Origin of the sequence: Sorangium sp. So ce296 (genome assembly GCF_051529605.1) — a bacterium.
GTDB lineage: Bacteria > Myxococcota_A > Polyangia > Polyangiales > Polyangiaceae > Sorangium > Sorangium cellulosum_D.
Genome location: NZ_CP150325.1, coordinates 4,426,692 through 4,450,463 on the forward strand (window position 1 = coordinate 4,426,692; position 23,772 = coordinate 4,450,463).

Annotated in this window: 32 protein-coding genes; 6 read left to right on the top strand and 26 right to left on the bottom strand. The window is 69.2% G+C overall.

Translation table 11 applies throughout. From position 1 onward, the window contains the following. Positions 1-162: 162 nt before the first annotated feature. Positions 163-1,410, bottom strand: coding sequence for a transcription termination factor Rho (gene rho / locus WME98_RS16575; protein WP_044986941.1), 1,248 nt, complete (start codon positions 1,408-1,410; stop codon positions 163-165). Between the two features lie 387 nt (positions 1,411-1,797). Between rho and yccX the strand changes: the two genes are divergently transcribed. Both yccX and WME98_RS16585 read left to right on the top strand, forming a co-directional pair. Further along, a complete protein-coding gene (gene yccX / locus WME98_RS16580) occupies positions 1,798-2,076 on the top strand; it encodes an acylphosphatase (protein ID WP_012240542.1) in 279 nt (92 codons plus the stop codon). Positions 2,077-2,081: 5 nt separating this feature from the next. Then, entirely contained in the window at positions 2,082-4,289 is a 2,208-nt protein-coding gene (locus tag WME98_RS16585) for a hypothetical protein (protein ID WP_437952156.1), read from the top strand. 213 nt (positions 4,290-4,502) lie between these two features. On the opposite strand, the gene rplQ is transcribed toward WME98_RS16585, so the two are convergent. The 24 genes from rplQ to rplV form a co-directional block, all read right to left on the bottom strand. After that, on the bottom strand, positions 4,503-5,021 hold the full coding sequence (rplQ, locus tag WME98_RS16590) for a 50S ribosomal protein L17 (RefSeq protein WP_437952157.1): 519 nt from the start codon (positions 5,019-5,021) through the stop codon (positions 4,503-4,505). A 20-nt stretch (positions 5,022-5,041) separates the two neighbouring features. Next, the gene (locus WME98_RS16595; RefSeq protein ID WP_020740962.1) at positions 5,042-6,082 is read right to left on the bottom strand and encodes a DNA-directed RNA polymerase subunit alpha; all 1,041 of its coding nucleotides are present in this window, start codon (positions 6,080-6,082) and stop codon (positions 5,042-5,044) included. Positions 6,083-6,289: 207 nt separating this feature from the next. Then, complete coding sequence (rpsD, locus tag WME98_RS16600; RefSeq protein WP_020740963.1) at positions 6,290-6,919, bottom strand: 30S ribosomal protein S4; 630 nt, start codon at positions 6,917-6,919, stop codon at positions 6,290-6,292. A gap of 11 nt (positions 6,920-6,930) precedes the next feature. Further along, on the bottom strand, positions 6,931-7,341 hold the full coding sequence (rpsK, locus tag WME98_RS16605; RefSeq protein WP_020740964.1) for a 30S ribosomal protein S11: 411 nt from the start codon (positions 7,339-7,341) through the stop codon (positions 6,931-6,933). Between the two features lie 20 nt (positions 7,342-7,361). Next, positions 7,362-7,742, bottom strand: coding sequence for a 30S ribosomal protein S13 (gene rpsM, locus WME98_RS16610; protein WP_020740965.1), 381 nt, complete (start codon positions 7,740-7,742; stop codon positions 7,362-7,364). Positions 7,743-7,785: 43 nt separating this feature from the next. Continuing rightward, complete coding sequence (gene rpmJ / locus WME98_RS16615) at positions 7,786-7,902, bottom strand: 50S ribosomal protein L36 (RefSeq protein ID WP_012240549.1); 117 nt, start codon at positions 7,900-7,902, stop codon at positions 7,786-7,788. Positions 7,903-7,933: 31 nt separating this feature from the next. After that, positions 7,934-8,185 (bottom strand): translation initiation factor IF-1, encoded by a 252-nt coding sequence (infA, locus tag WME98_RS16620; protein WP_020740966.1) that lies wholly within the window; start codon positions 8,183-8,185, stop codon positions 7,934-7,936. After that, positions 8,182-8,823 (bottom strand): adenylate kinase, encoded by a 642-nt coding sequence (locus WME98_RS16625; protein WP_437952158.1) that lies wholly within the window; start codon positions 8,821-8,823, stop codon positions 8,182-8,184. Before WME98_RS16625 ends, infA begins: the two co-directional genes overlap by 4 nt. 10 nt (positions 8,824-8,833) lie before the next feature. Continuing rightward, positions 8,834-10,162 carry a preprotein translocase subunit SecY gene (gene secY / locus WME98_RS16630; RefSeq protein WP_437952159.1) on the bottom strand — a complete coding sequence of 443 codons (1,329 nt, stop codon included), beginning with the start codon at positions 10,160-10,162 and terminating at the stop codon, positions 8,834-8,836. A 42-nt stretch (positions 10,163-10,204) separates the two neighbouring features. Further along, positions 10,205-10,696: a 50S ribosomal protein L15 gene (gene rplO / locus WME98_RS16635; protein ID WP_437952160.1), complete on the bottom strand. Its 492-nt coding sequence runs from the start codon at positions 10,694-10,696 to the stop codon at positions 10,205-10,207. A gap of 50 nt (positions 10,697-10,746) precedes the next feature. Further along, positions 10,747-10,950, bottom strand: a complete 204-nt coding sequence (gene rpmD / locus WME98_RS16640) for a 50S ribosomal protein L30 (protein ID WP_437952161.1) — start codon at positions 10,948-10,950, stop codon at positions 10,747-10,749. Continuing rightward, positions 10,947-11,555 (bottom strand): 30S ribosomal protein S5, encoded by a 609-nt coding sequence (gene rpsE / locus WME98_RS16645; RefSeq protein WP_437952162.1) that lies wholly within the window; start codon positions 11,553-11,555, stop codon positions 10,947-10,949. The genes rpmD and rpsE overlap by 4 nt, the downstream gene beginning before the upstream one ends. 79 nt (positions 11,556-11,634) lie before the next feature. Then, a complete protein-coding gene (rplR, locus tag WME98_RS16650; RefSeq protein ID WP_020740972.1) occupies positions 11,635-11,994 on the bottom strand; it encodes a 50S ribosomal protein L18 in 360 nt (119 codons plus the stop codon). Between the two features lie 47 nt (positions 11,995-12,041). Beyond that, a complete protein-coding gene (rplF, locus tag WME98_RS16655) occupies positions 12,042-12,671 on the bottom strand; it encodes a 50S ribosomal protein L6 (protein ID WP_437952163.1) in 630 nt (209 codons plus the stop codon). After that, positions 12,671-13,066 (bottom strand): 30S ribosomal protein S8, encoded by a 396-nt coding sequence (rpsH, locus tag WME98_RS16660; RefSeq protein WP_020740974.1) that lies wholly within the window; start codon positions 13,064-13,066, stop codon positions 12,671-12,673. The genes rplF and rpsH overlap by 1 nt, the downstream gene beginning before the upstream one ends. A gap of 4 nt (positions 13,067-13,070) precedes the next feature. Then, on the bottom strand, positions 13,071-13,256 hold the full coding sequence (locus tag WME98_RS16665; RefSeq protein ID WP_080682593.1) for a type Z 30S ribosomal protein S14: 186 nt from the start codon (positions 13,254-13,256) through the stop codon (positions 13,071-13,073). A gap of 10 nt (positions 13,257-13,266) precedes the next feature. Further along, complete coding sequence (gene rplE / locus WME98_RS16670; protein WP_437952164.1) at positions 13,267-13,992, bottom strand: 50S ribosomal protein L5; 726 nt, start codon at positions 13,990-13,992, stop codon at positions 13,267-13,269. A 2-nt stretch (positions 13,993-13,994) separates the two neighbouring features. After that, entirely contained in the window at positions 13,995-14,312 is a 318-nt protein-coding gene (rplX, locus tag WME98_RS16675; protein ID WP_437952165.1) for a 50S ribosomal protein L24, read from the bottom strand. Then, positions 14,312-14,680, bottom strand: coding sequence for a 50S ribosomal protein L14 (rplN, locus tag WME98_RS16680; protein ID WP_020740977.1), 369 nt, complete (start codon positions 14,678-14,680; stop codon positions 14,312-14,314). Before rplN ends, rplX begins: the two co-directional genes overlap by 1 nt. A gap of 4 nt (positions 14,681-14,684) precedes the next feature. Continuing rightward, positions 14,685-14,894 carry a 30S ribosomal protein S17 gene (rpsQ, locus tag WME98_RS16685; RefSeq protein WP_237245713.1) on the bottom strand — a complete coding sequence of 70 codons (210 nt, stop codon included), beginning with the start codon at positions 14,892-14,894 and terminating at the stop codon, positions 14,685-14,687. A gap of 146 nt (positions 14,895-15,040) precedes the next feature. Next, entirely contained in the window at positions 15,041-15,244 is a 204-nt protein-coding gene (gene rpmC, locus WME98_RS16690) for a 50S ribosomal protein L29 (protein ID WP_012240564.1), read from the bottom strand. Between the two features lie 8 nt (positions 15,245-15,252). Beyond that, positions 15,253-15,666 (bottom strand): 50S ribosomal protein L16, encoded by a 414-nt coding sequence (rplP, locus tag WME98_RS16695; RefSeq protein WP_020740979.1) that lies wholly within the window; start codon positions 15,664-15,666, stop codon positions 15,253-15,255. A 12-nt stretch (positions 15,667-15,678) separates the two neighbouring features. Next, positions 15,679-16,371, bottom strand: a complete 693-nt coding sequence (gene rpsC / locus WME98_RS16700) for a 30S ribosomal protein S3 (protein ID WP_020740980.1) — start codon at positions 16,369-16,371, stop codon at positions 15,679-15,681. 17 nt (positions 16,372-16,388) lie between these two features. Continuing rightward, positions 16,389-16,727 carry a 50S ribosomal protein L22 gene (gene rplV / locus WME98_RS16705; RefSeq protein WP_012240567.1) on the bottom strand — a complete coding sequence of 113 codons (339 nt, stop codon included), beginning with the start codon at positions 16,725-16,727 and terminating at the stop codon, positions 16,389-16,391. 652 nt (positions 16,728-17,379) lie between these two features. On the opposite strand from rplV, the gene WME98_RS16710 reads away from it, so the two are divergent. The 3 genes from WME98_RS16710 to WME98_RS16720 all read left to right on the top strand — a co-directional run bounded on the left by WME98_RS16710 (position 17,380) and on the right by WME98_RS16720 (position 20,987). Beyond that, complete coding sequence (locus tag WME98_RS16710; protein WP_437953994.1) at positions 17,380-18,114, top strand: hypothetical protein; 735 nt, start codon at positions 17,380-17,382, stop codon at positions 18,112-18,114. Between the two features lie 385 nt (positions 18,115-18,499). Then, positions 18,500-19,333 carry an SUMF1/EgtB/PvdO family nonheme iron enzyme gene (locus tag WME98_RS16715; RefSeq protein ID WP_437952166.1) on the top strand — a complete coding sequence of 278 codons (834 nt, stop codon included), beginning with the start codon at positions 18,500-18,502 and terminating at the stop codon, positions 19,331-19,333. 229 nt (positions 19,334-19,562) lie between these two features. Continuing rightward, entirely contained in the window at positions 19,563-20,987 is a 1,425-nt protein-coding gene (locus tag WME98_RS16720; RefSeq protein ID WP_437952167.1) for a hypothetical protein, read from the top strand. 92 nt (positions 20,988-21,079) lie between these two features. On the opposite strand, the gene WME98_RS16725 is transcribed toward WME98_RS16720, so the two are convergent. Then, complete coding sequence (locus WME98_RS16725) at positions 21,080-21,652, bottom strand: hypothetical protein (RefSeq protein ID WP_437952168.1); 573 nt, start codon at positions 21,650-21,652, stop codon at positions 21,080-21,082. A gap of 1,446 nt (positions 21,653-23,098) precedes the next feature. Here WME98_RS16725 and WME98_RS16730 point away from each other — a divergent pair. Further along, positions 23,099-23,764: a class I SAM-dependent methyltransferase gene (locus WME98_RS16730; protein ID WP_437952169.1), complete on the top strand. Its 666-nt coding sequence runs from the start codon at positions 23,099-23,101 to the stop codon at positions 23,762-23,764. The last annotated feature ends 8 nt before the right edge of the window (positions 23,765-23,772 follow it).

Consider the following 23,772-nt stretch of genomic DNA (forward strand, 5'->3'; position numbering starts at 1 on the left):
CCCGAGCCTGAAGCGCTTTCGTGCGTTGTTCCGCCTTCGCGGTCACCAGCAGACGCTAACACGACTTCGGCCGGAGGAGCGCGCGCGCGGTCCCCTGCGCGACCCGTTCGCGCGGAAGAGAGCGCTCCCGACGTCCGCCGGGAGCGCCCCTACGACGCGCCGCTACTGGTTCATGCTCTCGAGGAATTCCTGATTGGTTTCGGTGCGGCTCACCTTATCCAGGAGGAATTCCATCGAGTCGATGACGTTGAGGGGATGCAGGAGCTGGCGGAGCAGCCACACGCGCTGGAGGATCCACTCCGGGAGGAGCAGCTCTTCCTTGCGGGTCGCGCTCTTGTTGATGTCGAGGCAGGGGAAGATCCGCTTCTCCATCAGCTTGCGATCGAGGTGGATCTCGCTGTTGCCGGTCCCCTTGAACTCCTCGAAGATGACCTCGTCCATGCGCGAGCCCGTGTCGACGAGCGCGGTGGCGACGATGGTCAGCGACCCGCCTTCCTCGACGTTCCGCGCGGCGCCGAAGAACCGCTTCGGCTTGTGCAGCGCGTTCGAGTCGACGCCGCCGGAGAGGATCTTGCCGCTCGGGGGGACGACCGTGTTGTAGGCGCGCGCCAGGCGGGTGATCGAGTCGAGCAGGATCACGACGTCGTGCTTGTGCTCGACGAGGCGCTTCGCCTTCTCGATCACCATCTCGGCCACCTGCACGTGCCGCGTCGGCGGCTCGTCGAAGGTCGAGCTGATCACCTCGCCCTTCACGGTGCGCTGCATGTCGGTCACCTCTTCCGGGCGCTCGTCGATGAGCAGCACGATCAGCGTGGTGTCCGGGTGGTTCGAGGAGATCGCGTTGGCGATCTGCTGGAGCAGGACCGTCTTGCCGGCGCGGGGCGGCGAGACGATGAGGCAGCGCTGCCCTTTGCCGATCGGGCAGAGCATATCGATGATGCGGGTCGAGAAGCTCTTCGTCCCGTTCTCGATGTTGAACTTCTGCTGCGGGTAGAGCGGCGTCAGGTTGTCGAAGAGGATCTTGTCGCGGGCGACCTCGGGGGGCTCGCCGTTGATCTTGTCGACCTTGAGCAGCGCGAAGTACGCCTCGCGCTCCTTGGGCGGCCGGATCGAGCCGCTCACGCTGTCGCCGGTGCGGAGGTTGAAGCGCCGGATCTGGGACGGCGAGACGTAGATGTCGTCCGGGCCCGGCAGGTAGTTGTAGTCCGGCGCCCGGAGGAAGCCGAAGCCGTCGGGCAGGCATTCGAGCACGCCCTCGCCGTAGACCGGCTGGTCCTGCGCCGCGTGGGCCTGCAGGAGCGCGAAGATGACCTCCTGCTTGCGCAGCCCGGCAGCGCCCTCGATGTTGAGCCCCTTCGCCATCTGGACGAGCTCGGCCATCGGTTTCTGCTTCAGTTCCCTGAGGTGCATGAGTCGGAAAGCTCCAGGATGCGACAGCGCGCGCCCTGTCAAGGGCGTGGAGGCCGTCGGTCGATGGTTTCTGGTTGGGGGGGTCTAGCGGGTCGGGCCCGAGGCGGGGCCGAGCATGTCGTCGATGTCGGCGGGTCGCCAGGGGGAAGAGGGCTCGCCACGCAACCGGCGCCCTCACGTTCATGTCGCTCGATCGGCGGGCTGCGCTTGCCGATCGGGCGGCGACTCTATCAAGCGCGTCTGCTCTGTCAATGCGCGCCGGGAGGCACGGCCGCGGGGTCGACCGCGCCGCGCGCGCGCGGAACGGCGGGGGCGAACTGCCGGCGGCGCCCCGGCGCTCCCCGAAGTTGCCTCCCTCGGAACGCGCGGCTAAGTCAAGCTGGTTCCATGGGGCTCAAACAGGTTCAGCTGTTCGTCCGCGGTCGCGTCCAGGGCGTCTTCTTTCGTGCCTCCACGCAGCGCGAGGCCAAGCGGCTCGGCCTCACCGGCTGGGTGAAAAACCGCTCCGACGGCAGCGTCGAGGTGCTCGCCGAGGGGGAGGAGGACGAGCTCAAGGAGCTCATCGCCTGGGCGAACCGCGGCCCGAGCGCGGCGCGCGTCGAGCGCGTCGACGTCCGGTGGCGCGGCTTCTCGGGCGACTTCTTCGACTTTCGCATCACGGATTGAGGCGCTTGGCACGCGGCGCGTCGGATCCGAGGAGCGCGGGCGCGCGGCGGTCGCCGCGGGGCGGCCCGCGGTGCGCGTGGCTCGTCCTGCTCAGCCTGGTCGCGGCCGCGCCGCTTGCGCCGCCCCTGGCGCACGCCGCCGTGGATCGCGACGCCGGCGCCGCCGCGCCGGCCTCGTCGGCGCTCCCGGAGCTCCCGCGCCTCGCCCCGATCGCCCGCCCCGAGCCCGACATCACCGCGGTCCGCGAGCTCGATCGCGTGCTCGACCAGATCACGTCGCAGGACGCCCGCGCGCGGGAGAACGCCCGCGCGGCGCTCGACGAGCCGATCTCCGGCATCGTCGACGCGGTGCGGCTCCGCGTGCAGGACATCCGCGGCTCGATCGATCGCGACGCGGCGCCCCGCGTGCTCGCCGAGGCGCGCCGGGAGGGGCGCAAGGCGCTGAAGGGCGACAAGGGCGGCGACGACGCGCCCGACGGCAAGAAGAAGGGCGCGGAGGCGAAGGACGACAAGGGCGCGAAGAAGGGCGCCGACGCCAAGGACGCCAAGAAGGGCGACGCGAAGAAGGGGGCGGGCGACGCCAAGAAGGACGACAAGAAGGACGACAAGGGCGCGAAGAAGGGCGCCGACGCCAAGGACGCCAAGAAGGACGACAAGGGCGCGAAGAAGGGCGCCGGCGACGAGAAGGACGACGCCGAGGGCGACTGGCTGGACTTCATGCTCGCCACGCCGCGGCCGCGCGACAGCGCGTGGCGCGACGTCGTGAAGCTGCTCGCGATGGTGCGGATGCTCGCCGCCGACGGCACGACGCCGGCGGTCCGCGAGCTCATCGCGCTGCACGCCTACTTCGGCGAGCTGCTCCGCATCGATCTTCAGCGACAGGTCGCCAAGCTGCGCGACAAGGCGGTCCCCGCGCTGATCGAGGCGCGCCAGCACGACGCCAAGATCGTCCAGCGGTGGGCCAACAAGCAGCTCGATCTGCTCGGCCGGGCGATCCCCGGCGAGGCGATCGCGTCGAACGACACGCAGATCCTCGCCGATGTGCTCCGCGCCTACGGCCGCGTCCGGGACGTGGACGCCATGCGCGTGATCCTGAGCTTCTGCAACAGCGATCGCGCGCGGCTGCGCGACGCCGCCCGCGAGGCGATCGCCGCGATCGGCGAGCCCGGCGTCTGGCAGCTCCGCGACGCGTACCTGAACCTCACCGGCGAGAAGCCGCCGCGCGAGTGGTCGTGGGACCGGATCGCGCGCGAGCTCTTCGCGACGTACGATCGCGCGCGGCTCGCCGAGGTGTACAAGCTGATGGACGAGGGCGTCGCCGCGGCGAGCGCGAGCAAGCTCGCCGAGGCGACCGACGCGTTCGACCGGGTGCTCGCCCGCGCGCCGCTCTTCGAGCGCCGCAAGGAGATGGTGGGGCCCTACGTCGAGCGCGCGAGGTCGATGCCGGCCGATCGGCGCGAGGACGCGCTCGCGATGCTGCGCAAGGCGCTGCGCCTCGACCCGACCGGCGAGCACGCGCCGAAGATCGAGGCGGAGATCGCGTACCTCGAGGGCGCGCTCCTCATCGATCGCGGCACGCCGGACAAGTTCGTGCTCGAGCGGGCGATCGAGCTCGATCCGGGCCACGCCGGGGCGAGGGCGGCGCTCGCGTCCCTCGGGGACAAGGTCGCCGAGCGGAAGAGCCAGAAGAACCGCTACATCGCCGCCGGCGCCGTCGGCTTCGCGGCCCTGCTCGCGATGTTCTTCATCGCCCGCCGCCGGAGCGATCCGGCGGCGTCCGCGAAGCAGCCCAGCGCCGCCCCGCCGCAGCCGCCGGCGTCTCTCGGTGCAGAGCCGCCTCGAGCGCAGCTCAGCGCCGCGCCGCAGCCGCCGGCGCCTCCCGCGCCCGCGCCGTCCTCGAGGCAGGACAGCGCTCCTCCTCGGCAGGCCGTGGCGTCGTCCGATCCGGCGGCCTCTCCGGGACAGGACAGCGCTCCTCCTCGGCAGGCCGTGGCGTCGTCCGACCCGGCGCTGTCCCCGAGGCAGGACAGCGAGGCCATGGCGTCGTCCGACCCGGCGCTGTCCCCGAGGCAGGACAGCGAGGCCACGGCGTCGTCCGACCCGGCGCTGTCCGCCTCCGCGCCGGAGGCGAGCCCTGCCCCTCCGGTCCAGCCGATCGAGCCGGCGGAGCCGCGAGACGACGGCGCACCTGAAGCCGGAACGCTCGGCCGCTGAGCCACGGTCCGCGCCCGAACCCGCACCCACAGCAGAATTTTACAACGCAGATGGCGCGTCACGCCCCACCCGAATCATCCGCGGTGAGCTCGCGACACCACCGCCGCCGCGCGCGCCGGGCGCACAACGCAGAAACGCCGGGCGAGCTCATGGCTCTCCCGGCGTTCTCTCTGCAGCTGCGCCGGCGCCGCTGGGCGCCGGCTTGCCTCCGGCTCAGCCGGCGGTCGTCGCCGGGGTGGCCGGCTCCGCCGCGGCGACCGGCTCGGCCGCCTGCGCGGGCGCGTCCTCCACCGGCGGCGCGTCGATGAACTCGATGAGGCTCATCGGCGCGCTGTCACCGCGGCGCGGCCCGAGCTTGATGATCCGCGTGTAGCCACCCGGCCGCCCCTCGAACCGCTTCGAGAGATCGATCATCACCTTCGCGATGATGTCGACCTTCTTGCCATCGGTCGCGACCCCCCAGCGAGGGATGTAGCTGCCCACGAGCCGCTCGGCGTGCAGCCGGCGCGCCCTGTCGCCAGGGCTGAGCTCCGCGTGCGCGGTGTACGCGACCTTGCCGAGCCGAGTCGCCTTGGTGATGAGCCGCTCGGCCACGCGCCGCAGCTCCTTCGCCTTGGCGTCGGTCGTCTCGATCCGCTCGTGGGTGATCAGGTTCGCCGTCAGGTTGCGAAGCATCGCCCTGCGGCTGGAGGTGTCCCGACCAAACTGCCTGCCCGCTTTCTTGTGACGCATGACGTTCCCTCAGTACCGACTCACGCCTGCGCCTGCTGCGCCTTCCAGCGCTCGAGGAGCTGCGGCCAGTTGTCGATCTTCATCCCGAGCGAGAGCCCCATGTTCGCGAGGATCTCTTTGATTTCCTTCAGCGACTTGCGACCGAAGTTCTTGGTCTTGAGCATGTCCTGCTCGGTCCGCTGCACCAGCTCGCCGATGAGCGTGATGTTCGCGTTCTGCAAGCAGTTCGCGGAGCGGACGCTGAGCTCGAGCTCCTCGACGGAGCGGAACAGGTTCTCGTTGAGCGGCTCGTCGTCGCTCATCACCGCCTGGTAGCTCGTCTCCTCGCTCTCCTCGAAGTTGACCCAGATGGAGAGCTGCTCCTTCAGGATCTTCGCGGCGAAGGCGACCGCGTCCGCCGGCGAGACCGAGCCGTTGGTCCAGACCTCGAGCGTGAGCTTGTCGTAGTCGGTCACCTGCCCGACGCGGGCGTTCTGCACGGTGTAGTTCACCTTGCGGATCGGCGAGAACAGCGCGTCGATCGGGATCGTCCCGATGGGCATGGTCGGCGTCTTGTTCCGCTCGGCGGGCACGTAGCCGCGGCCCACGTTCACCGTGAGCTCCATCGAGAGCGGCCCCTTCTTGTCGAGCACGGCGATGAGGTGGTCGGGGTTGAGCACCGACAGCCCGTCCACGAGCTGGATGTCGCGTGCGTACACGGGCCCGGGGCCCTCGCGGTCGATCCGCACCGAGTACGTCTTCGGGGTCGCCGCCTTGAAGACGACCTCCTTGACGTTGAGGATGATGTCGCTGACGTCCTCGACCACGTCCGGCACGGTGGTGAACTCGTGCAGCGCGCCCTCGATGCGGATGGCCGTCGCCGCCGCCCCCTGAAGGGAGGAGAGCAGCACCCGGCGCAGCGAGTTGCCGATCGTGATCCCGAAGCCGCGCTCCAGGGGCTCACACGTGAACTTGGCGTAGAACTGGGTCCCGCTCTCCGCGTCGATCGAGATGCCCTTGGGCCGGATCAGATCGCGCCAGTTCCGGGCGATCATCGTGAGGTTCGGGTTGTTCATCGTCATGGCGATCTCCTTCCTTCATGAGGTTTGCGCGGAGGTCTCACGCCGCGGCCGCACTCGACCGGTCGGCGCCGCCTCCTGCCCGCATCCTTGGCTCATGCGCCTGCGCGCCCGCGCGCAGGAAGACGACGCGGAGGGGAGCCGGCAGCGAACGAGCGCACCCCGCAAGGTGCGCTCGTGGCGCTGCCCTCCTCCGCGCCGCCCTCGCGCTCAGCGCGAGTAGTACTCGACGACGAGCTGCTCGCGGATCTCGGGCTCGTTCAGATCCTCGCGGATCGGGGCGCCCTTGATCGCGCCGGTGAACGCCGCGCGATCCACGTCGATCCAGCTCGCGACCGGGCGCTTGTCCGCGCCCCCGACCGACGCGAGGACGCTCTTGAACTTGCGCGCCCCCTCGGTGAGCTCGATCCGATCGCCGGCCCGCACCACGTAGCTCGGGATGTCCAGCCGCTTGCCGTTCACGTGCACGTGCCCGTGCCGCACGAGCTGGCGCGCCTCGGCGCGCGACGAGCCGAAGCCCATCCGGTGCACCACGTTGTCCAGGCGCCGCTCCAGGAGCGCGAGCATCTCCTCGCCCGTCCGGCCCTTGCGCCGGTTGGCCTCCTGGAAGTACCCGCTGAACTGCCGCTCGAGCACGCCGTAGATGCGCCGCACCTTTTGCTTCTCGCGCAGGCGCACCGCGTACTCGCTCAGCTTGATGCGCCCCTGGCCGTGCTGGCCGGGCGGATACGGGCGCCGCGTGTACGCGCACTTCTCGGAGTAGCACCGCTCTCCCTTGAGGTAGAGCTTCATCCCCTCGCGGCGGCAGAGCTTGCAGACCGGACCAATGTAGCGAGCCATCGTGAATTACCTCAAACCCTGCGCCGCTTCGGCGGCCGGCAACCGTTGTGGGGGATCGGCGTGACGTCGCGGATCAGCGTCACCTTGAAGCCAGCGGTCTGGAGCGCGCGGAGCGCGCTCTCGCGCCCGGCCCCCGGGCCCTTCACGAACACGGCGACCGAACGCATCCCGTGCTCCTGCGCCCGCCGCGCGGCCTCTTCCGCCGCGAGCTGCGCGGCGAACGGCGTCGACTTTCGCGATCCCTTGAAGCCGCGAGCGCCAGCGGACGACCACGCGATCGCGTTGCCGTTGATGTCCGTGATCGTCACGACCGTGTTGTTGAAGGTCGACTGAATGTGCGCGATGCCCGCGGCGACATTCTTCTTGACCTTCTTCTTCTGCTTGGCCTTGGTGGTGGTGGCAGCCGTCTTCGCTTGCGCCATGGCGTCCTAATCCCCGCTCGTCACTTCGTAGCGGCCGGACGCCGCTGCAACATGCCCTTGCGCGGACCCTTCCGGGTGCGCGCGTTCGTGTGCGTCCTCTGCCCGTTCGCCGGGAGGCCACGCCGGTGGCGGAGCCCGCGGTAGCAGCCGAGGTCCATGAGCCGCTTGATGTTGAGCTGCACCTCGCGCCGCAGGTCGCCCTCGACCTTGTACTCGGCGTCGAGCAGGTCGCGGATCGCCTTCACCTCGGCGTCGCTGAGCTCCTCGACGCGCCTGTTCGGCGCGATGTTGGTCTTCTCGCAGATCTGCAACGCGAGAGTCCGCCCGATGCCGTAGAGGTACGGCAGGGCGAAGGCGACATGCTTCCGACGCGGGAGATCGACACCAGCGATACGAGCCATGGTTACTCCAAACCAAAACGAGGGCGGGCTTCCGCCGAAAGAGCTAGTTCCCCTGGCGCTGCTTGTGGCGGGGGTTCTCGCAGATGATCCGAACGACACCACGCCGCCGCACCACCTTGCACTTGTCGCAAATCTTCTTGACGCTCGGGCGCACCTTCACGGGGAGCCTCCAGATTCCTCAAAAAACTACGTTACTTGTGCCGGTACGTGATCCGGCCTCGGCTCGGGTCGTACGGCGAGACCTCGACGGTCACGCGGTCGCCCGGCAGGATCTTGATGTAGTACTGCCGCATCCGGCCGCTGATGGTCGCGAGGACGCCCAGGCCGTTGTCCGCCTTCACGCGAAACATGGCGTTCGGCAGGGCCTCTTGAACCACGCCGTCGAACTCGAGCTTGTCGCCCTTCGGTTCCTTCGGCGGTCTGGCTTGTTTGCTACGCCTCATTCTCCACCCGAGCCCGATCGGCCGACGGCCGACAGCACCCTGTGCGTGACTTCTTCCGGCTTCCCGACCCCGTCGACGCGATGCAGCAGCTGCTTCTGCTCGTAAAACGGGAGAAGCGCAGCCGTCATCGCCTCGTAGGCATCGAGCCGCTTGGCAACAGCCTCGGGCCGATCATCGGCCCGATGCTCTAGCTCCGCACCGGGGGGCGGCGGATTATAAACGAGATGATATATCTGTCCACTGCGTTTGTCGGTCCGGCGATGAATCAGCCGTTCCTCGAGCAGGGGGCGCGGAACGTCCAGCTGGAGCACCGCATCAATCCGCTTGCCGCCCTGGCTGGCGAGGAGCTCGTCGAGCGCCGTCGCCTGGGGCACCGTCCTGGGAAATCCGTCCAGGAGGAAACCATTGCTACAATCGGAATCGACCGTTCGCCGGGCGATGAGACCGATGACGGCCTCATCCGGCAGGAGCCCGCCCGAGTCCATGATGTCCAGGTAACGCTTCTCTAGCGTGCCCGCACGCTTGGCCTCGCGCAGCATGTCGCCGGTCGAGATCTGCGGGATACCGAAGCGCGAGCACAGCAGCTTCGCTTGCGTACCCTTCCCAGCTCCAGGAGGCCCCACAAGAACCAAGATCATTTGCCCTCCGTCACGCTTCCGGCAGCCTGCGGCCGCGGATGCGGGTGGCACCGGGGCCCGTCAGCCCCTCGTAGCTCCGCGTGATCAGGTGCGCCTCCAGCTGGTTCACCGTGTCGAGCGCGACGCCCACGACGATCATGAGCGACGTCCCACCGAAGCCGAAGGGGACACGCAGCAGGTTGCCGACGATCGAGGGGACCACGCACACCGCGGCGACGTAGAGCGCGCCGCCCACGGTGATCCGCTGGATCACCCGGTGGATGTAGTCCGCCGTCTGCTTGCCTGGCCGGATCCCGGGGATGTTTGCCTGCTGCTTCTTCAGGTTCTCGGCGACGTCGACCGGCTGGAACGTGACGTTCGTGTAGAAGAAGCAGAAGAAGATGATGAGCAGCGCGTAGCCGGTGTTGAAGACCCAGTCCCCCCGGTTGATGATCGCCTGGAGCGCGTTGGCCCCGGGCACGTTCATGTTCGCGAGCGTCTGCGGGAACATCAGCAGCGACGACGCGAAGATGGGGGGGATGGTGCCGGCGGTGTTCACCTTGAGCGGCAGGTGCGCCGTCTGCCCGCCGTACACGCGGCGGCCGACCTGGCGCCGCGAGTACACGATCGGGATCTGGCGCCTGCCGTTCTCGAAGAACGCGATGACCCCGATGACGAACACGATGAACGCGGCGATCGCGGCCATCGTCAGCGGCTGGAGATCGCCGGCGTTCTGGGCGAAGTAGTTGCCGATCTGCCCGGGGATGCTCGTGATGATGCTCGCGAAGATCAGGAGCGAGACGCCGTTCGAGACCCCGCGCTCGGTGATCTGCTCGCCGATCCACATCAGGAACGCGGTCCCGGTCGTCAGCGTGATGACCGTCATCAGCTGGAAGCCGATGCCGGGGTGGTTCACGATGCCGGCCCCCGTCTCGCTGCTCGACAGGCCCTCCAGCATCTTCGCGATCGAGAAGGCCTGGAACAGCGAGAGCGCGACCGTGCCGTACCGCGTGTACTGATCGAGCCGGCGACGCCCCTGCTCGCCCTCTTTTCGCAGCTCGTCGATGGGCTTGTACACCATGCCCATGAGCTGCATGATGATCGATGCCGAGATGTACGGCATGATCCCGAGGGCGAAGATCGACAGGTTCTCCAGCGCTCCGCCGGAGAACATGTTGAAGAAGCCGATGAGCCCCCCGGACTGCTTCGCGACGTACTGCCGCATCGCGTTCCGGTCGACGCCCGGGGTCGTCACGAACACGCCGACCCGGTAGACCGCGAGCATCACCAGGGTGAAGATCACGCGTCGCCGGAGCTCGGGGATCTTGTGGAAGTTGGTGATTCCCGCGAGGCTGGCCATAGGCGATCCTGGACTCCGGCTTGGTGGGGGCGCGCGCGCTGGCTACGAGGACGAGGAGCCCGTCGAGTTGTCCTGGGAGGCGGGCGACGCGAGCACGACCGCCTTGCCCCCCGCCTTCTCGATCTTCTCGATCGCTCCCTTGGAGAAGCGATGCGCGGTCACCGTGAGCTTCTTCGTGAGCTCGCCGCTGCCGAGGATCTTCAGGACGTCGAACCGGCCCTGCACGAGGCGGCTCGCCTGGAGCGCGGCCACGTCGACCTGGGCGCCGTCATCGAACGCCTCGAGGGCGCCGACGTTGACGTTGGCGACGATGTCCGCGAGCGGATTCCGGAAGCCACGCTTCGGGAGGCGGCGCTGGATCGGCGTCTGCCCGCCCTGGAAATGCTTCTTGTTGATGTTGCCGCCCGCCCGCGCCTTCTGCCCTTTTTGTCCGCGGCCAGAGGTCTTGCCGAAGCCCGACCCCACGCCGCGGCCGACGCGGAGCCTCTTGGTTACGGCGCCTTCAGGGGCTTGAAGCTTAGAGAGGATGTCCATGTTTCACACTTCCGTACGCGGCGACTCCGCGGGGATGACGATCTCGCTTCTCAGGACTTCGGGGAGGTTGCCTCGTCGGCGACCTCCTCCACCTCGACCAGGTGAAGGATCTTCTTCACCATGCCACGGAACGAGGGCGTGTTCGCGACGACCACCTCGGACCCCGGCCCGCGCAGGCCGAGCCCCTTGATGACCTTGCGGGTGTGCTCGACCTGGCCGATGTTGCTGACCTTCTGACGTACGCGGAGCTTCACTGCGAGCCTCCTTCACCGCCACCGCCGCCGCCCTGCGCGCCGCCCGGCCCGGGGGGCGCCACGCTCGCGCGCCGGCGGCCCGCGGTGGTCGTGCCGCCGCGGCGCTGGTAGTCGAGCGAGTCGAGCTGCATCGACCGCTTCCCGGCGACGCTCTCCGGGCTCTTGAGCCCGCGGAGCGCCGCGACGGTCGCGTGCACGACGTTGTGCGGGTTGCTCGTGCCGAGCGACTTCGACAGCACGTCGTGGATCCCCGCCGACTCGACGACGGCGCGCACCGCGCCGCCGGCGATGACGCCCGTCCCAGGGCTGGCCGGCTTCAGCAGGACCTTGCCCGCCCCGACGTGGCCGAACGAGTCGTGCGGGATGGTCACACCGTCGAGCGGGATGCGGAACAGGTTCTTGCGAGCCTGGTCGTTCCCCTTGCGGATGGCCTCCGGCACCTCGTTGGCCTTGCCCAGGCCGACGCCCACGTGCCCCGCTTCGTCGCCCACCACGACCAGCGCCGAGAAGCTGAAACGCCGGCCGCCCTTGACGACCTTGGCGACGCGGTTGATGTGGATGACTCGCTCTTTCAGCTTCTCTTCGTCGACATGATCGAACGCCATAACCGTCCTCTATCACGTTCTCCGCCGCGGCAGTTGACCGCGCCCGCCGCCCTCACCATCAGGGCAGCGGCTGTGGGAGTCAGAAATCGAGACCTGCCTCGCGCGCCGCCTGGGCGAGGGCGCTGACGCGCCCGTGGTACAGATAGCCGTTGCGGTCGAAGACGACCTTGTCGATCTGCTTCTCCTTGCAGATCTTCGCGATCAGCGCCCCGACCTTCTTCGCCGCCTCGACCTTGTTGTCCTCGTCGAGCGCGCCCTTCAGATCTTTCGACAGCGTCGAAGCGTGGGCGAGGGTCTTGCCGCTCACGTCGTCGATGACCTGCGCGTAGATGTGCTTCGAGCTGCGGAAGACGCTGAGGCGCGGGCGCTCCGGCGTCCCCTCGACCTTCTTGCGGATGCGGAGCTTCCGGCGCTCCCGACCGACGATTTTCATGCCCATGACCGTCTCGTCCCTCGGTGCAGCGGCGTCGCCGCCGCTGCTCGCCTTTACTTCTTGCCGCCCTTGCCGGCCTTGCCAGCCTTCTCCCGCACGCGCTCGCCGCGGTACCGCACGCCCTTGCCGCCGTACGGCTCCGGCGGCCTGAAGCCGCGAATCGTCGCGGCCGTCTGCCCGATGAGCTCCTTGTCCGCGCCCGTCAGGACGAGGACGGTGCCCTTCGAGTCCGCCGGGATCGTCGCGGTCAGGCCCGCCGGCACCGCGAACGTCACGGGGTGGGAGAAGCCGAGGGCGAAGTTCAGCGTCGTGCCCTTGAGCTCGACGCGGTAGCCGGTCCCCTTGAGCTCGAGCGTCCGCTCGTACCCCTCGGCGACGCCCTTCACCATCGCGGCCACGAGCGCCCGCGTGAGCCCCTGGAGGCGCGACCCGTCGCGCCCCGGCGCCACCGAGCTCACGTGCAGCTTGGCCCCCTCGAGCTTGATGTCCACCTTGTCGGTGATCGCGCGGGAGAGCTGCCCCTTCGGGCCCTTGACGTCGATCTTCCGGCCGTTGACGGTCGCGGTGACCCCCTTTGGCAGATCGATCGGACGCTTGCCGACGCGCGACGTCTTGGTCGCGAGCCGGCTGTCACCGTTCGCGTTGCCCTTCGCAGGCTGGGCTGTGTTCGCCTGAGCTTCCATCACCACACCTCGCAGAGCAGCTCGCCGCCCACCTTCAGGCGGCGCGCATCCCTGTCGCTCATGAGCCCGCGGGACGTGCTCAGGATCGAGATCCCGAGCCCGCTGAACACGCGCGGGATCCTGTCGTGGCGCACGTACACGCGGCGCCCGGGGCGGGAGACGCGGCGCACGCCGTCGATCGCGCTCTGGCGGTCGCGCCCGTACTTGAGCACGATCGTCAGCTTCTTGGGACCTTCGCCCTCGGTCTCGCGCACGTCGGCGATGAAGCCCTCGGATTTGAGGATCTCCGCGACCGCAACTTTGATGCGGCTCGCGGGGATCTCGGTCCGGTCGTGCCGCGCGAGCGCCGCGTTGCGAATGCGGGTCAGCATGTCGGCGATGGGATCGGTCATCATAGAATCACCAGCTGGCCTTGATCACACCAGGGAGCTCACCACGGAGCGCGAACAACCGAAGGCAGACACGGCAGAGCTCGAAGTCGCGGTAGTAAGCGCGCGAGCGCCCGCACACCTTGCAACGGTTCTTGTGCCGCGTAGAAAACTTCGGCGGACGGTTCAGCTTCGCAAACTCTTTTGCACGGGCCATCGAAAATCCCTCAATGCCGGAACGGGATGCCAAGCTCGGTGAGGAGCGCGCGTCCTTCCTCGTCCGTCTTCGCCGTGGTCACGAACGAGATGTTGAGCCCCTTCACGACGTCGATCTTGTCGTAGTCGATCTCGGGGAAGATGATCTGCTCGCGCAGGCCCATCGTGAAGTTGCCCTTGCCGTCGAACCCCTTCGGGCTGACGCCCTTGAAGTCACGGACGCGCGGCAGCGAGAACGAGATCAGGCGATCCACGAACTCCCACATCCGCTCGGCGCGCAGGGTCACCATCACCCCGATGGGCAGGTTCTCGCGCAGCTTGAAGGTCGCGATCGACTTCCGAGCCCGGGTCACCACCGGCTTCTGGCCGGAGATCGCCCGCATGTCCTCGACCGCCGAGTCGATGATCTTCGGGTTCTGCACCGCGGCGCCGAGCCCCATGTTGATCACCACCTTCTGCAGGCGGGGCACCATCATCGGGTTCTTGTAGCCGAACCGCTTCGAGAGCGCGGCGGTCACGGACTTCTGGTAGTGCGTGCGCAGCCGCGGGGTGTAGTTCGGGTCGCGCGGGCGCGCCTCGGTCGGCTCGGCGGCCTCGGCCTCCGCGCCCTTCCCCTTCGCGCCCTTGGCTTCCTTGCTCTTGGCGGGCGCCTGCGGCTTGGCCTGCTGCGGCTTGGGCTTGTCCTTGCCCTTGCCGCCGTCCTTGGCCGCCTTGTCCTTGTCCTTCTTGTCCGCCATGGCTAGCCCACACCGATCGCGCTGCCGCTCTTGCCGACGCGCGTCTTCTTGCCGTCCTCACCGACGCGGATCTTCACGCGCGTCGGCTTGCCCGTCGCCGGATCGACCGGCATGACATTGGAGGCGTGAATCGGCGCCTCCTTGGTGATCTTCCCGCCCTCTTGGTTGCGCGGCGTGGGCCGCTGGTGGCGGGTCACCGTGTTCAGGCCCTCCACCACCACGCGCTCCTCGTCGGCGAGGATCCTGGTGATGCGGCCCTGCTTGCCCTGCTCCTTGCCGCTGATGACCTGCACGAGGTCACCGACCCTGAGGCGCTTCATCAGAGGACCTCCGGCGCGAGCGAGATGATCTTCATGAACTTCTTCGCGCGCAGCTCGCGAGCGACCGGCCCGAAGATGCGGGTGCCGATCGGCTCCTTCTCCTTGTTGATGAGGACCGCGCTGTTCCCATCGAACTTGATGTAGCTGCCGTCCGAGCGGAGGTACTCCCGGGCGGTGCGGACGACGACGGCGCGCGCCGTGTCCCCCTTCTTCACCTTGGTCCCCGGCAGCGCTTCCTTGATCGACACGACGATGACGTCGCCGAGCGCGGCGTACTTGCGGCGCGAGCCGCCGAGCACCTTGATGCACTTCACGATTCGGGCGCCGGAGTTGTCCGCGACCTCGAGATGCGTCGACACCTGGATCATGGCGCTACTCCTCCACCGGCCGGGCAACGAGCTTGGTCACGAGCCACCGCTTGTCGCGGGAGATCGGCCTGTGCTCCGTGATTTCGACGCGGTCGCCCACCTTGTACTGGTTCGTCTCGTCGTGCGCCTTGTAGCGCTCCCGCTGACGGACGTACTTCTTGTACACAGGGTCGAGTGCGTTCCGGATGACCTCGACGGTGACCGTCTTGTCCATCTTGTCGCTGGTCACCTTGCCGACCAGCTTGCGCCGGAAGCCGTGCGCCTTCGCCTCGGTCTCGGCCTGCGCAGGCGCGGCGGCTGCCAGCTCGGGCGCCGCAGCGACCGGCTGCTGGTTCTCTGCCTTCTTCTTCGTCGCCATGGCTACGCCTTCTCCTCGGCACGCGCGCGCTGCGTGAGGATCGTCTTCACCCGCGCGAGATCCCGCTTCGCCTTGCGGATCGTCGCCGTGTCGTTCAGCCGATTCGTGAAATTCTTGAACCGCGCCTCGAACAGGCCCGCCGCCAGCGACTTCTCGAGCTCGCGCAGGTGCTCGGTGGTGCGTTCACGCAAATCCTTCGCCTTCATCGCTTCCCTCACGTCAGCCCGCGGACGAGGAACTTGCACTGCATCGGGAGCTTGTGCGACGCGAGGCGGAAGGCCTCCTTCGCGATCTCCTCGCTCACGCCGCTGATCTCGTACATCACGCGGCCCGGCTTCACGACGGCGCACCACTCCTCGGGCGCGCCCTTGCCCCCACCCATGCGGACCTCGAGCGGCTTCTTCGTCACCGGACGGTCCGGGAAGATGCGGATCCACAGCTTGCCCGCGCGCTTCACGTGCCGCTGGATCGCCATACGAGCCGCCTCGATCTGCCGCGAGGTGACGCGGGCAGGCTCGACGCACTGGAGCGCAAAGTCGCCGAAGGAGACGTCGCTGCCCGTCATGGCGAGGCCGCGGTTGTTCCCCTTCTGCATCTTGCGGAACTTGGTTCGCTTCGGAGACAGCATTCTGCAATCCCTCTACTGGATCCGGCGCGCCTTACGCTGCAGGACCTCGCCCTTGAACATCCAGACCTTCACGCCGATGATGCCGACCTTCGTCTTCGCCTCGGCGAGGCCGAACTCGATGTCGGCGCGCAGCGTGTGCAGCGGCACCCGGCCCTCGCGGTAGGTCTCGACGCGGCTCATCTCGCTGCCGCCGAGCCTGCCGGCGCAGCGGACGCGGATGCCCTTCGCGCCGAACTTCATCGCGGTGGAGACCGCCTTCTTCATCGCCCGGCGGAACGCGATCCGGCGCTCGAGCTGCGTCGCGATGTTCTCGGCGACGAGCTGCGCGTTGGTCTCGGCCTTCCGGACCTCCTGCACGTCGATGAACACCTCGTTGTCGGTGAACGAGGACACGCCGGGGAAGAGGGTCTCGCCCTTGGAGGCCGTGCCGACGTTGCCGCTCTTCAGCGTCTCGATCCCCTTGCCGCCCTTGCCGATCACCATGCCGGGGCGGGCGGTGAAGACGATCACCTTCGCGCGGTTCGCGGCGCGCTCGATCTCCACGCCGGCGATGTTCGCGTTGTAGAGGTACTGCTTGATCGCGCGCTTGATGCGGATGTCCTGGTGGAGCCACTTCTGATACGCGGCGCCGTCCTCGTACCACTTGCTGCTCCACGTCTTGATGACACCGACGCGGAAGCCATACGGATGGGTCTTCTGTCCCATATCGGCAGGTCCTCTACTTACTTTCTCTCGTCGACTTCGATGACGATGTGCGACACGCCCTTGGTGATCCGGGTCGCACGACCCATCGCGCGCGGCCGCCAGCGGCGGTTGAACTTGTTCGGCCCCTTGTCGACGGTGGCCTTGCTGATGAAGAGCGCGTCGATGTCCGCGCCCGCCTGCTGGGCGTTCGCGACCGCGCTCTCGATGATCTTCCGCAGGACGGGGGCGCCGCTCTTCTGCGTGAACGAGAGCAGCTGGATCGCCTCGTCCGCGTCGCGACCTCGGACGAGATCGGCGATCATGCGTGCCTTGCGCGGGGCGATCCGCGAAAACATCGCACTGGCTTTGCTTACCATTCGAGACACCTCGCGACACCGGCGGGCGGAGTGACTCCGTACCGGGTTTCGGTTCGCTGCGAACCGGTTGCACCGTCGTACGCTTCCGGTCTCAGCCCGGCGTCCATCGACGCGGACCCCCTTCGCGTCACCGGGGGGGTTCCCGCGGCGGCCGAAGGGGCTGAGCTGAGATCGAAGCGCCGTTACGGCTCTTCTACTGGGAGACCGGGAGGACACCCGATCGCCCGGGAAAACGGAGCGCGGTGATTACCAGCGGGAGACGCCGTACGCAAGCGCGATCCTTCCGCGTCCTTTCAGTTTGTTTCCCGCGCCCGAGCGACCTGAGCAGCTTTTCAGCCTTTCCTGAACGGGCGTCAGGAGGGGGTCACGCCGCCCGCGTCCGGCCGCCGCCCGCGCCGGCCGGCCGGCTTCCGGGAGGCGCTCGGCCGTTCACGATCTCGAAAATTGATCTTGACATGCACGAAACACTGTTGAAACAGGCTGCCCGGGCGGCCTGAGCGGGACGGCACCGGGTGCGTCCGCGGCGCATCGGCCTCGTCCGGCTCGACCGGGGCGAAGAACGGGATTGCGAGGGGAATAGGAGAGCCCCAGGCTGAGTCGAACGTACCAGATCGTGGAACTCTTCCCCGACATTGTAGGAGGCAACGTGACCATGCTTGCTCGTCATCGCCATTCTTTCTTCGCGCTTACCTTGATCTTGCCCGCCGTCGTCGGCGGCTGCGTCGTGACCTCGGCGGACACGGACAACGACCCGGAGCAGACGACCGGCCCCGGCGTCACCCACAGCTCCTCGGCCGGCGGAGGCGAGGGCGGCGAGGGCGGCGAGGGCGGCGACTGGGGCGAAGGCGGCCAGGGGGGCGACGGAGGAGAAGGCGGTCAGGGCGGCGAGGGCGGCGCGGGCGGCGCGGGCGGCGCAGCGGCGTGCATCGAGGCCGGGAACAGCAGCGTCACGGCGGACGCATGTGAGCGGCTGAACATCGCGCCGGCGCAGGGGGCGACGAGCCAGTGCGGCGACGACCGCGACGAGGAGCCCATCGGCTACAGGCTCTGCAAGCGCGCCTTCCTCCTGTTCGCCCGGAGCCACGCGGCGGATCTGGTTGACTGCCTGGCGGACATCGGCGTGCAGTACGCGTGCGATTTCGAGCCCGCCCAGGATTGCCTCACCGAGATGTACGAGAACGCCTGCCCCAACCAGGCGCTCACGACCTGCGACGGGATCGCCGACCAATGCGACGAGTCGTTCAACGAGGGGCAGTGCGCCGCCGATCTGAACCCCTTCAGCGCCGCCGGCGTGGACGAGCTCGTAGAGTGCATCAACGAGGCGGATGAGAACCTCACCTGCGGCGCGGCCTACCGCGACTGCTACGAGACCGTCATGAGCTTCTGAACAGGTCCCCGCGCGAAGGCGGGACCGAGGGCGCGCGCAGCGCCCTCTCTGCTCTCGCGGTTCTTTTCCCCCACCGTTCAACGCACATCCGATGACCTCTGGGCCCGTTCCCAGCCTGCGCCCACCCTAGCGCCGCGGCGCCCGCACCCTCTCCCGTACGCGCCTTCGGGGGTCCCCCGAGGGCGCTATTCGGTTGCAAAAAAGATGGCGGGAAGGGATCCTCGGCTCCGCCGTGGCCAAGGACCTCTCCCGCCCGCGTCTGGCGACTTCCCTTCCGCGTTCGTCGCGGGCGCGTGCATACCGCGGCGGTGTCCTGCTCGGACTTGTCGTCGCGTCGGCCGGCTGCGCGCCGGGGTCGACGACCGCCGAGCAGATCACGCCGCGCGTGGTGGCGCGAGCGTCGTTCGAGGGCGCCGCCGCCATCGTCGTGGACCGGCCCCTCAAGGCGAAGGAGAGCGCGCTCTCGACCGTCAAGGACAGCGCCGCGATCGCGTCCGTGATGGAGCCCGAGACCAGCGCCGCCGCGGCGTCCTCGTCGACGAGCAGCGCGCGCTGTCCGGCCGAGATGGCCCTCGTCGACGATCGCGTGTGCGTCGACCGCTGGGAGGGTTCCCTGGTCGAGCTGACGCCCGGCGGCGAGCGCCCGTGGTCGCCCTTCGATCCGATCGACGGCAACGAGCGCCGCGTCCGCGCCGTGTCCTGGCCGGGCGTCATCCCGCAGGGGTACATCAGCGGGCTGCAGGCCAAGCGGGCGTGCGCGGCGTCCGGCAAGCGCCTGTGCAGATCGGACGAGTGGGTGAGCGCGTGCCGAGGGCCCGATGAGACGCTCTTCCCCTATGGCGCGAGCCGCCAGCACGGCGTGTGCAACGACGACGAGCGACCGGTGCACCCGGTCGCCGAGATCGCGGCGCTGCTCGGCATCAAGTCCGAGGAGCACTGGACGAGCGCGTTGAACAACCCGCTCATCAACCAGCTGTCCAACGCGCTGCTCCCGACGGGCGAGCGCGCGGGGTGCACCAACGGCTACGGCGTGTTCGACATGGTCGGCAACCTCCACGAGTGGGTCGACGATCCGAACGGCACCTTCCGCGGCGGCTATTTCATGGACACGACGCGCAACGGCGAGGGGTGCAAGTACGCGACGACCGCGCACTCCTTCGGCTACCACGACTACTCGACGGGCTTCCGGTGCTGCATGGATCCGGAGCAGGCTGACTAGTGCTGGCCGCACGGCGTGCGGCCGGCGGCAGAGCGGCCGCGAGGCGGGCGCGGGGCTCGAGGCGATGCGGCGAGCGATCCAAGCGAGCGCGCCGCGCGCGCCCCGCGGCGGCGCGGCGGCCCGATCCCCGGCTCGACCGCTCCGGCGCGGCGCGGCCGAGCATGCCAGTCGGCGAGCGCCCGGCGATGCGGCGCAGCGATCCAAGGCGACACCAGCGAAGAGAATGCCGATGTTCGACTCCGGAGTGAGCGCGGCGGCGCGGCGCCGCGCCGTCGCCACCGCCCTCGCCGCCCTGACCGCCCTCCTGGCGCTCGGGTGCCGGAAGAAGGAAAAGCCAGAGCCCATCACCGTCCCGCCGCCGGGCGCGGCGTCGCAGGATGAGCTCACCACGGCCATTGGCCAGGCGCGAGGCATCGCCTCGGCGCTCGCCCCGTCGTCGACCCGATGGCGACGGGTGTTCGTGCTCGACGACAAGCGCGCGGTGGTGACAGGCGAGGTCGAGAACGAGGCGGTCGCGCTCGTGACCGAGACCGCCGGCAGGACGTGGCGCTCTCTGCGGCGCCTCCGCGAGGGGTGGTCCACCTGGTCGGTCGGCGCCGACGGCGCCACCGTGCTCACCGCCGGCCCGCGCGGCCCGGCGCCCGCGAAGGACGCGCGCGGAGCTCGAGGCGCGCCGCCCGCCGTGGACCCGCCGAGCTTCTTCTTCGCTCCGTTCGAGGCGAGCGAGCTCTCGGCGCCCTCGTCGGTCGCGCTGCCCGAGCTGGGCCGCGGAGCGCGGCCGCTCGCGAACTCCATAGCTGCGGTGCTGTCGGCCGAGAGCGCCGCGCTGCTCGTCGAGCCGAGACCCCGGCGCGCGACCCTCGTCTATGGGGGGCCGCCCGGCGCCGCGCCGGTGCCGCCGGTCCAGCTCCCCGCGCAAGAACAGGCGCTGCCGGTGCCGTACGGCCGCCCGCCGGCGCTCCTGTCGGTGCGCGGGCGCAACCTCCTCGCGCGGCCCGTCCCCGAGCCGGGAAAGCCGCTCGACGCACCGCGGATCGTCGAGGGACTCGCGATGAACCCAGCGGCGACGGCCGCGCTGTCTGCCCCGCCCGCGTGCGACTTCGCCGGATGGTCGATCCAGGTTGTGCCGCAGCCGCCCGACAAGGCCGCCGTGCTCGCCGTCTCCGCGACGCAGACAGCCGTGCTGAAGCTCCCCGCGAAAGCCGCCCCCGAAGCCGCGGTCGGCTGCGCGGCCGACCGGATCATGGTGGAGGTTATCGCTCCCACCACCGGAGAGCGCACGCTCGCGACCTGCACCCTCGAAGGCGCCTGCGTGCTCGCCGAAAAACCGCCCTTTCGCCCCTGGCTGGAGCCGCACGAGCGGTCTATCGCCCTGGCGCCCACACGCCAGGGGGTCGCCGCGGTGCTGACGTCCCGCACCGCGACGCGGTGGGGGCTCTATATCGCGCAATCGCCGGAAGCAGGTAAGATCTACGACGTCCCCAGGGTAATCGGCGAAGACTCGGGCGAGCGCGGCCGTATCGAGCTCGGAGCGCTGCTCTCCTTCGGAAATCGACTTTTGATGCTCCTCCAGGCCGACGTCACCGGGACATCGCGCCGCGGCTGGTACGTCATGGCCTCTGAGGATAGCGGGCTCACCTGGAGCCCGCCCTGAGCTCCGTCTCGAACGGGACAGCCATTCTGAACGCGGCGCGTCAGCAAAGCCTCCATCCCATCTGACCCTGGCGTGCGCGGTGGTCGCTCGACCTACTTCGCTGGCGCGGCAGCCTGAGCGACGCGCTTGCGCCCCTTGGCGGCCGGCTTCTTCGCCGCAGGCGCAGGTCCCGCCGCGGTCTTGCGCGCGTTCGCGCTCGCCTGCTCGGCCGTCTTCGCGTCGCCTGCATAGCGGGCGAAGCGGCGGTCACCCCCCTGGAAAATCCGCTTCTCCAGCTTGAGCTCCTTCAGCGCTGCGGCGGCGCGCGTCTGCGGGATACCCGCCTGCTTCGCCACCTCGCTCGCGCTGACGCCAGCGCTCGCCTTGACGACACGCTCGACCGCGTCGAGCGTCTCCTGACGCTCCGCCGAGGCGGCCGGCGACTTGCGCGGGCGGCCGGGCCGGCGCTTCGGCGCGGCGCCACGCTTGGCCGCGACGGAAGAAGGTTTGGACTGGACCGCTCCAGCGCGGGCGCGCGTACGGCTGCGGCGCGGCGCCGGCGCAGGAACCAACGGCGCTTCCCCTGTCACGGCGCCCAGCTGATTCTTGACGAGCGCGAGGATCGCCTCGTCCGGCATTTTCCGCACGAGGTTTACAATCTGCTGTGAAAAGGCATCGGTCGCCATGTGCTCTCCCTCGTCGCCGAATCCAGCTCGGCGGTTGGATACGACTATGCCGTTGCCACTTGCCTGGTCAAGCGAATTGAGGATAGCCGCCCGTCTTTTCTTTCAATAGGCGCTGCGGGCGGGCTCAATCGGAGAGCTCATTGGACGGCCACGAACGGCTGGGCTGCTTTGCTCGACACGAGCCGAAGCGATGAAGCGCCCCTTCGCGCGTCGATTGATAGCCGAGACCCCTCCCCCGCGCAGGACGGCCCGAGCCGCGACAACCCTCTCAGGCCCCCCACGCTGCACCGCGGCATTGCGTGTCTCGGGTGCTCGAGGCAGGTCAGGTGAGCACTGTATGAGAACCGAGCAACCCCGCTCCCTCGAGCAGGCCCGTCGCGGGCGGCAATGCGGGCTCGCGCACAACTGCGGGGCGCATCGGCCTCGGCCTGGGCCTCCCCCCAATCATTGAAGCGCCCCGCGCCGGGTGCGAGCGCCTGGCGACCACACACAGGCGGCCAGCGCATGGCTACATTGCACGCCCTGGGCGCACGACTGACCTATGCAGGCGCATGATGATACGATGCCGCCCCGCGGGAGGGGCGCGGCGGGGGAGCTTCGCTATCAGCGCCGGAGGGGCACGAATCAGGGCCGACCCCGCGGCGCCTCGCCCCCGGGTCCGCGGCGCCACGGCGTCTCGCCGAGCGCGCCGCCGCCCTGTCCGCCCGCGGCGCGACGCCGGCGTCTATGCCCGCGCGCCTGCTTGAGCCCACTGCCCCGGCGCGAGTCGCCGGCAGGCTCGCCGCGAGCCGCTGCGCTGAGCGAGCGCGCTGCGCGACATGCGCTCATCTCCGCGGGATTGCGCGGGCTCGCGCGCTCTGCCGCGCCTCGATCAAAAGCCAACCCGACGAGCTCTTCGGAGTGATGACCCCACGCCGGCGGCGCCGCCGCCATCCGGGCACGCGCTCTCTTGGCGCGGCGCCGATCTCGACATCACGCGCGGCACCTCTCTGCCGCGGGCAACGCGGGGCGGCCGGCTGGAGCCCGTCGTGCCCGCCGGACCGGCGCGCGGGCGCACGGCGTATCCAGCAGGACCTCTCATTATAGAGAAGAGCGCCTAGAGAAGAGCGCCGAGGAGAGCTCATCGCCGCGCTCGGTCTGTCCGATCGAGCGCTCCCGAGTGAGCTCAGCCTTCGGCCCGGCGCCCTCGAGTGCGGCGCGCGGTTCGCGCTCCAGGTGCATGGACTCTACGACATTGGCGCCTACTCCAATGAGAGAAGCAGGAGCAACGGCGGCGGCGGCCCGGCCCGCTCCGCCTCGACTTCTTCGAACGCCTTCCTGTCCATATCCACGCGGACCCGGAATCCGCGCGGGCCGAGTGTCGACGCTGGCCCGGTGGTCGGCCGGGATTGACCAGCCGCCCACAATCCGTTGACATGCGCGTCCGTCGGGGAGAACGATGCGCGCATGTCGCTGGCCCGCGTGCTCGAGCCCGAGGTCATGGATACCGACGAGGACGCGCGGGCCTATGACAGCATGGATCACGCCGCCGTGAACACGGCGTTCTGCGACGCGCTCCTCTGCCACGATCCGGATCTCGCATACGCCCTCGACGTCGGCACGGGGACGTGCCTGTTGCCCATCGAGCTTTGCCGGCGCGTACCGACGGCGCGCATCAAGGCGATCGATCTCTCGGCGTCGATGCTCGACCTCGGGCGCCGCCGCGTCGAGCAGGCGGGGCTCACCGGCGCGATCGCGCTCGCCCTCGCGGACGCCAAGGCGCTGCCCGAACCGGACGAGACGTTCTCAGCGGTCCTCTCGAACAGCATCGTCCACCACATCCCGGAGCCGATGCAGGTCATGCGTGAGATGTTTCGCGTCCTCCGGCCCGGCGGGCTCCTGTTCATCCGAGATCTGCTCCGTCCGGAGGACGAGGCGTCGGTGGCGGCCCTCGTCGCCGCGGTTGCAGCGAACGATACGCCGTACCAGCGAGCCCTCTTCGATGCGTCGCTGCGCGCCGCGCTCGCGCTCGAGGAGGTGCGGGAAATCCTGCGCTCGCTCGGGATCCCCCCCGAATGCGCGCAGGTGACGAGCGACCGGCACTGGACCGTGGCGTTCCGCAGGGCCTCCTGATCCGGAGG

Coding starts and splice junctions, on each gene's coding strand:
- rplN (WP_020740977.1), bottom strand. CDS start 14,680: ATGATCCAGGTGTCGACGCATCTCGAGGTCGCGGACAACTCCGGCGCC.
- secY (WP_437952159.1), bottom strand. CDS start 10,162: ATGGCCAGCCTCGCGGGAATCACCAACTTCCACAAGATCCCCGAGCTC.
- rpsM (WP_020740965.1), bottom strand. CDS start 7,742: ATGGCTCGTATCGCTGGTGTCGATCTCCCGCGTCGGAAGCATGTCGCC.
- WME98_RS16720 (WP_437952167.1), top strand. CDS start 19,563: ATGTTCGACTCCGGAGTGAGCGCGGCGGCGCGGCGCCGCGCCGTCGCC.
- WME98_RS16595 (WP_020740962.1), bottom strand. CDS start 6,082: ATGACGATGAACAACCCGAACCTCACGATGATCGCCCGGAACTGGCGC.
- rpsQ (WP_237245713.1), bottom strand. CDS start 14,894: ATGGACAAGACGGTCACCGTCGAGGTCATCCGGAACGCACTCGACCCT.
- rplF (WP_437952163.1), bottom strand. CDS start 12,671: ATGGAAGCTCAGGCGAACACAGCCCAGCCTGCGAAGGGCAACGCGAAC.
- rpsD (WP_020740963.1), bottom strand. CDS start 6,919: ATGGCTCGCTACATTGGTCCGGTCTGCAAGCTCTGCCGCCGCGAGGGG.
- WME98_RS16730 (WP_437952169.1), top strand. CDS start 23,099: ATGTCGCTGGCCCGCGTGCTCGAGCCCGAGGTCATGGATACCGACGAG.
- rplV (WP_012240567.1), bottom strand. CDS start 16,727: ATGGTAAGCAAAGCCAGTGCGATGTTTTCGCGGATCGCCCCGCGCAAG.
- rplE (WP_437952164.1), bottom strand. CDS start 13,992: ATGGCGGACAAGAAGGACAAGGACAAGGCGGCCAAGGACGGCGGCAAG.
- rpsE (WP_437952162.1), bottom strand. CDS start 11,555: ATGGCGTTCGATCATGTCGACGAAGAGAAGCTGAAAGAGCGAGTCATC.
- infA (WP_020740966.1), bottom strand. CDS start 8,185: ATGAGGCGTAGCAAACAAGCCAGACCGCCGAAGGAACCGAAGGGCGAC.
- WME98_RS16725 (WP_437952168.1), bottom strand. CDS start 21,652: ATGGCGACCGATGCCTTTTCACAGCAGATTGTAAACCTCGTGCGGAAA.
- rpsK (WP_020740964.1), bottom strand. CDS start 7,341: ATGGCGCAAGCGAAGACGGCTGCCACCACCACCAAGGCCAAGCAGAAG.
- yccX (WP_012240542.1), top strand. CDS start 1,798: ATGGGGCTCAAACAGGTTCAGCTGTTCGTCCGCGGTCGCGTCCAGGGC.
- rpsC (WP_020740980.1), bottom strand. CDS start 16,371: ATGGGACAGAAGACCCATCCGTATGGCTTCCGCGTCGGTGTCATCAAG.
- rplX (WP_437952165.1), bottom strand. CDS start 14,312: ATGAAGCGCCTCAGGGTCGGTGACCTCGTGCAGGTCATCAGCGGCAAG.
- rplR (WP_020740972.1), bottom strand. CDS start 11,994: ATGGGCATGAAAATCGTCGGTCGGGAGCGCCGGAAGCTCCGCATCCGC.
- WME98_RS16710 (WP_437953994.1), top strand. CDS start 17,380: ATGCTTGCTCGTCATCGCCATTCTTTCTTCGCGCTTACCTTGATCTTG.
- rpsH (WP_020740974.1), bottom strand. CDS start 13,066: ATGATGACCGATCCCATCGCCGACATGCTGACCCGCATTCGCAACGCG.
- rplP (WP_020740979.1), bottom strand. CDS start 15,666: ATGCTGTCTCCGAAGCGAACCAAGTTCCGCAAGATGCAGAAGGGGAAC.
- rplQ (WP_437952157.1), bottom strand. CDS start 5,021: ATGCGTCACAAGAAAGCGGGCAGGCAGTTTGGTCGGGACACCTCCAGC.
- WME98_RS16625 (WP_437952158.1), bottom strand. CDS start 8,823: ATGATCTTGGTTCTTGTGGGGCCTCCTGGAGCTGGGAAGGGTACGCAA.
- rplO (WP_437952160.1), bottom strand. CDS start 10,696: ATGGACATCCTCTCTAAGCTTCAAGCCCCTGAAGGCGCCGTAACCAAG.
- rpmC (WP_012240564.1), bottom strand. CDS start 15,244: ATGAAGGCGAAGGATTTGCGTGAACGCACCACCGAGCACCTGCGCGAG.
- rho (WP_044986941.1), bottom strand. CDS start 1,410: ATGCACCTCAGGGAACTGAAGCAGAAACCGATGGCCGAGCTCGTCCAG.
- WME98_RS16665 (WP_080682593.1), bottom strand. CDS start 13,256: ATGGCCCGTGCAAAAGAGTTTGCGAAGCTGAACCGTCCGCCGAAGTTT.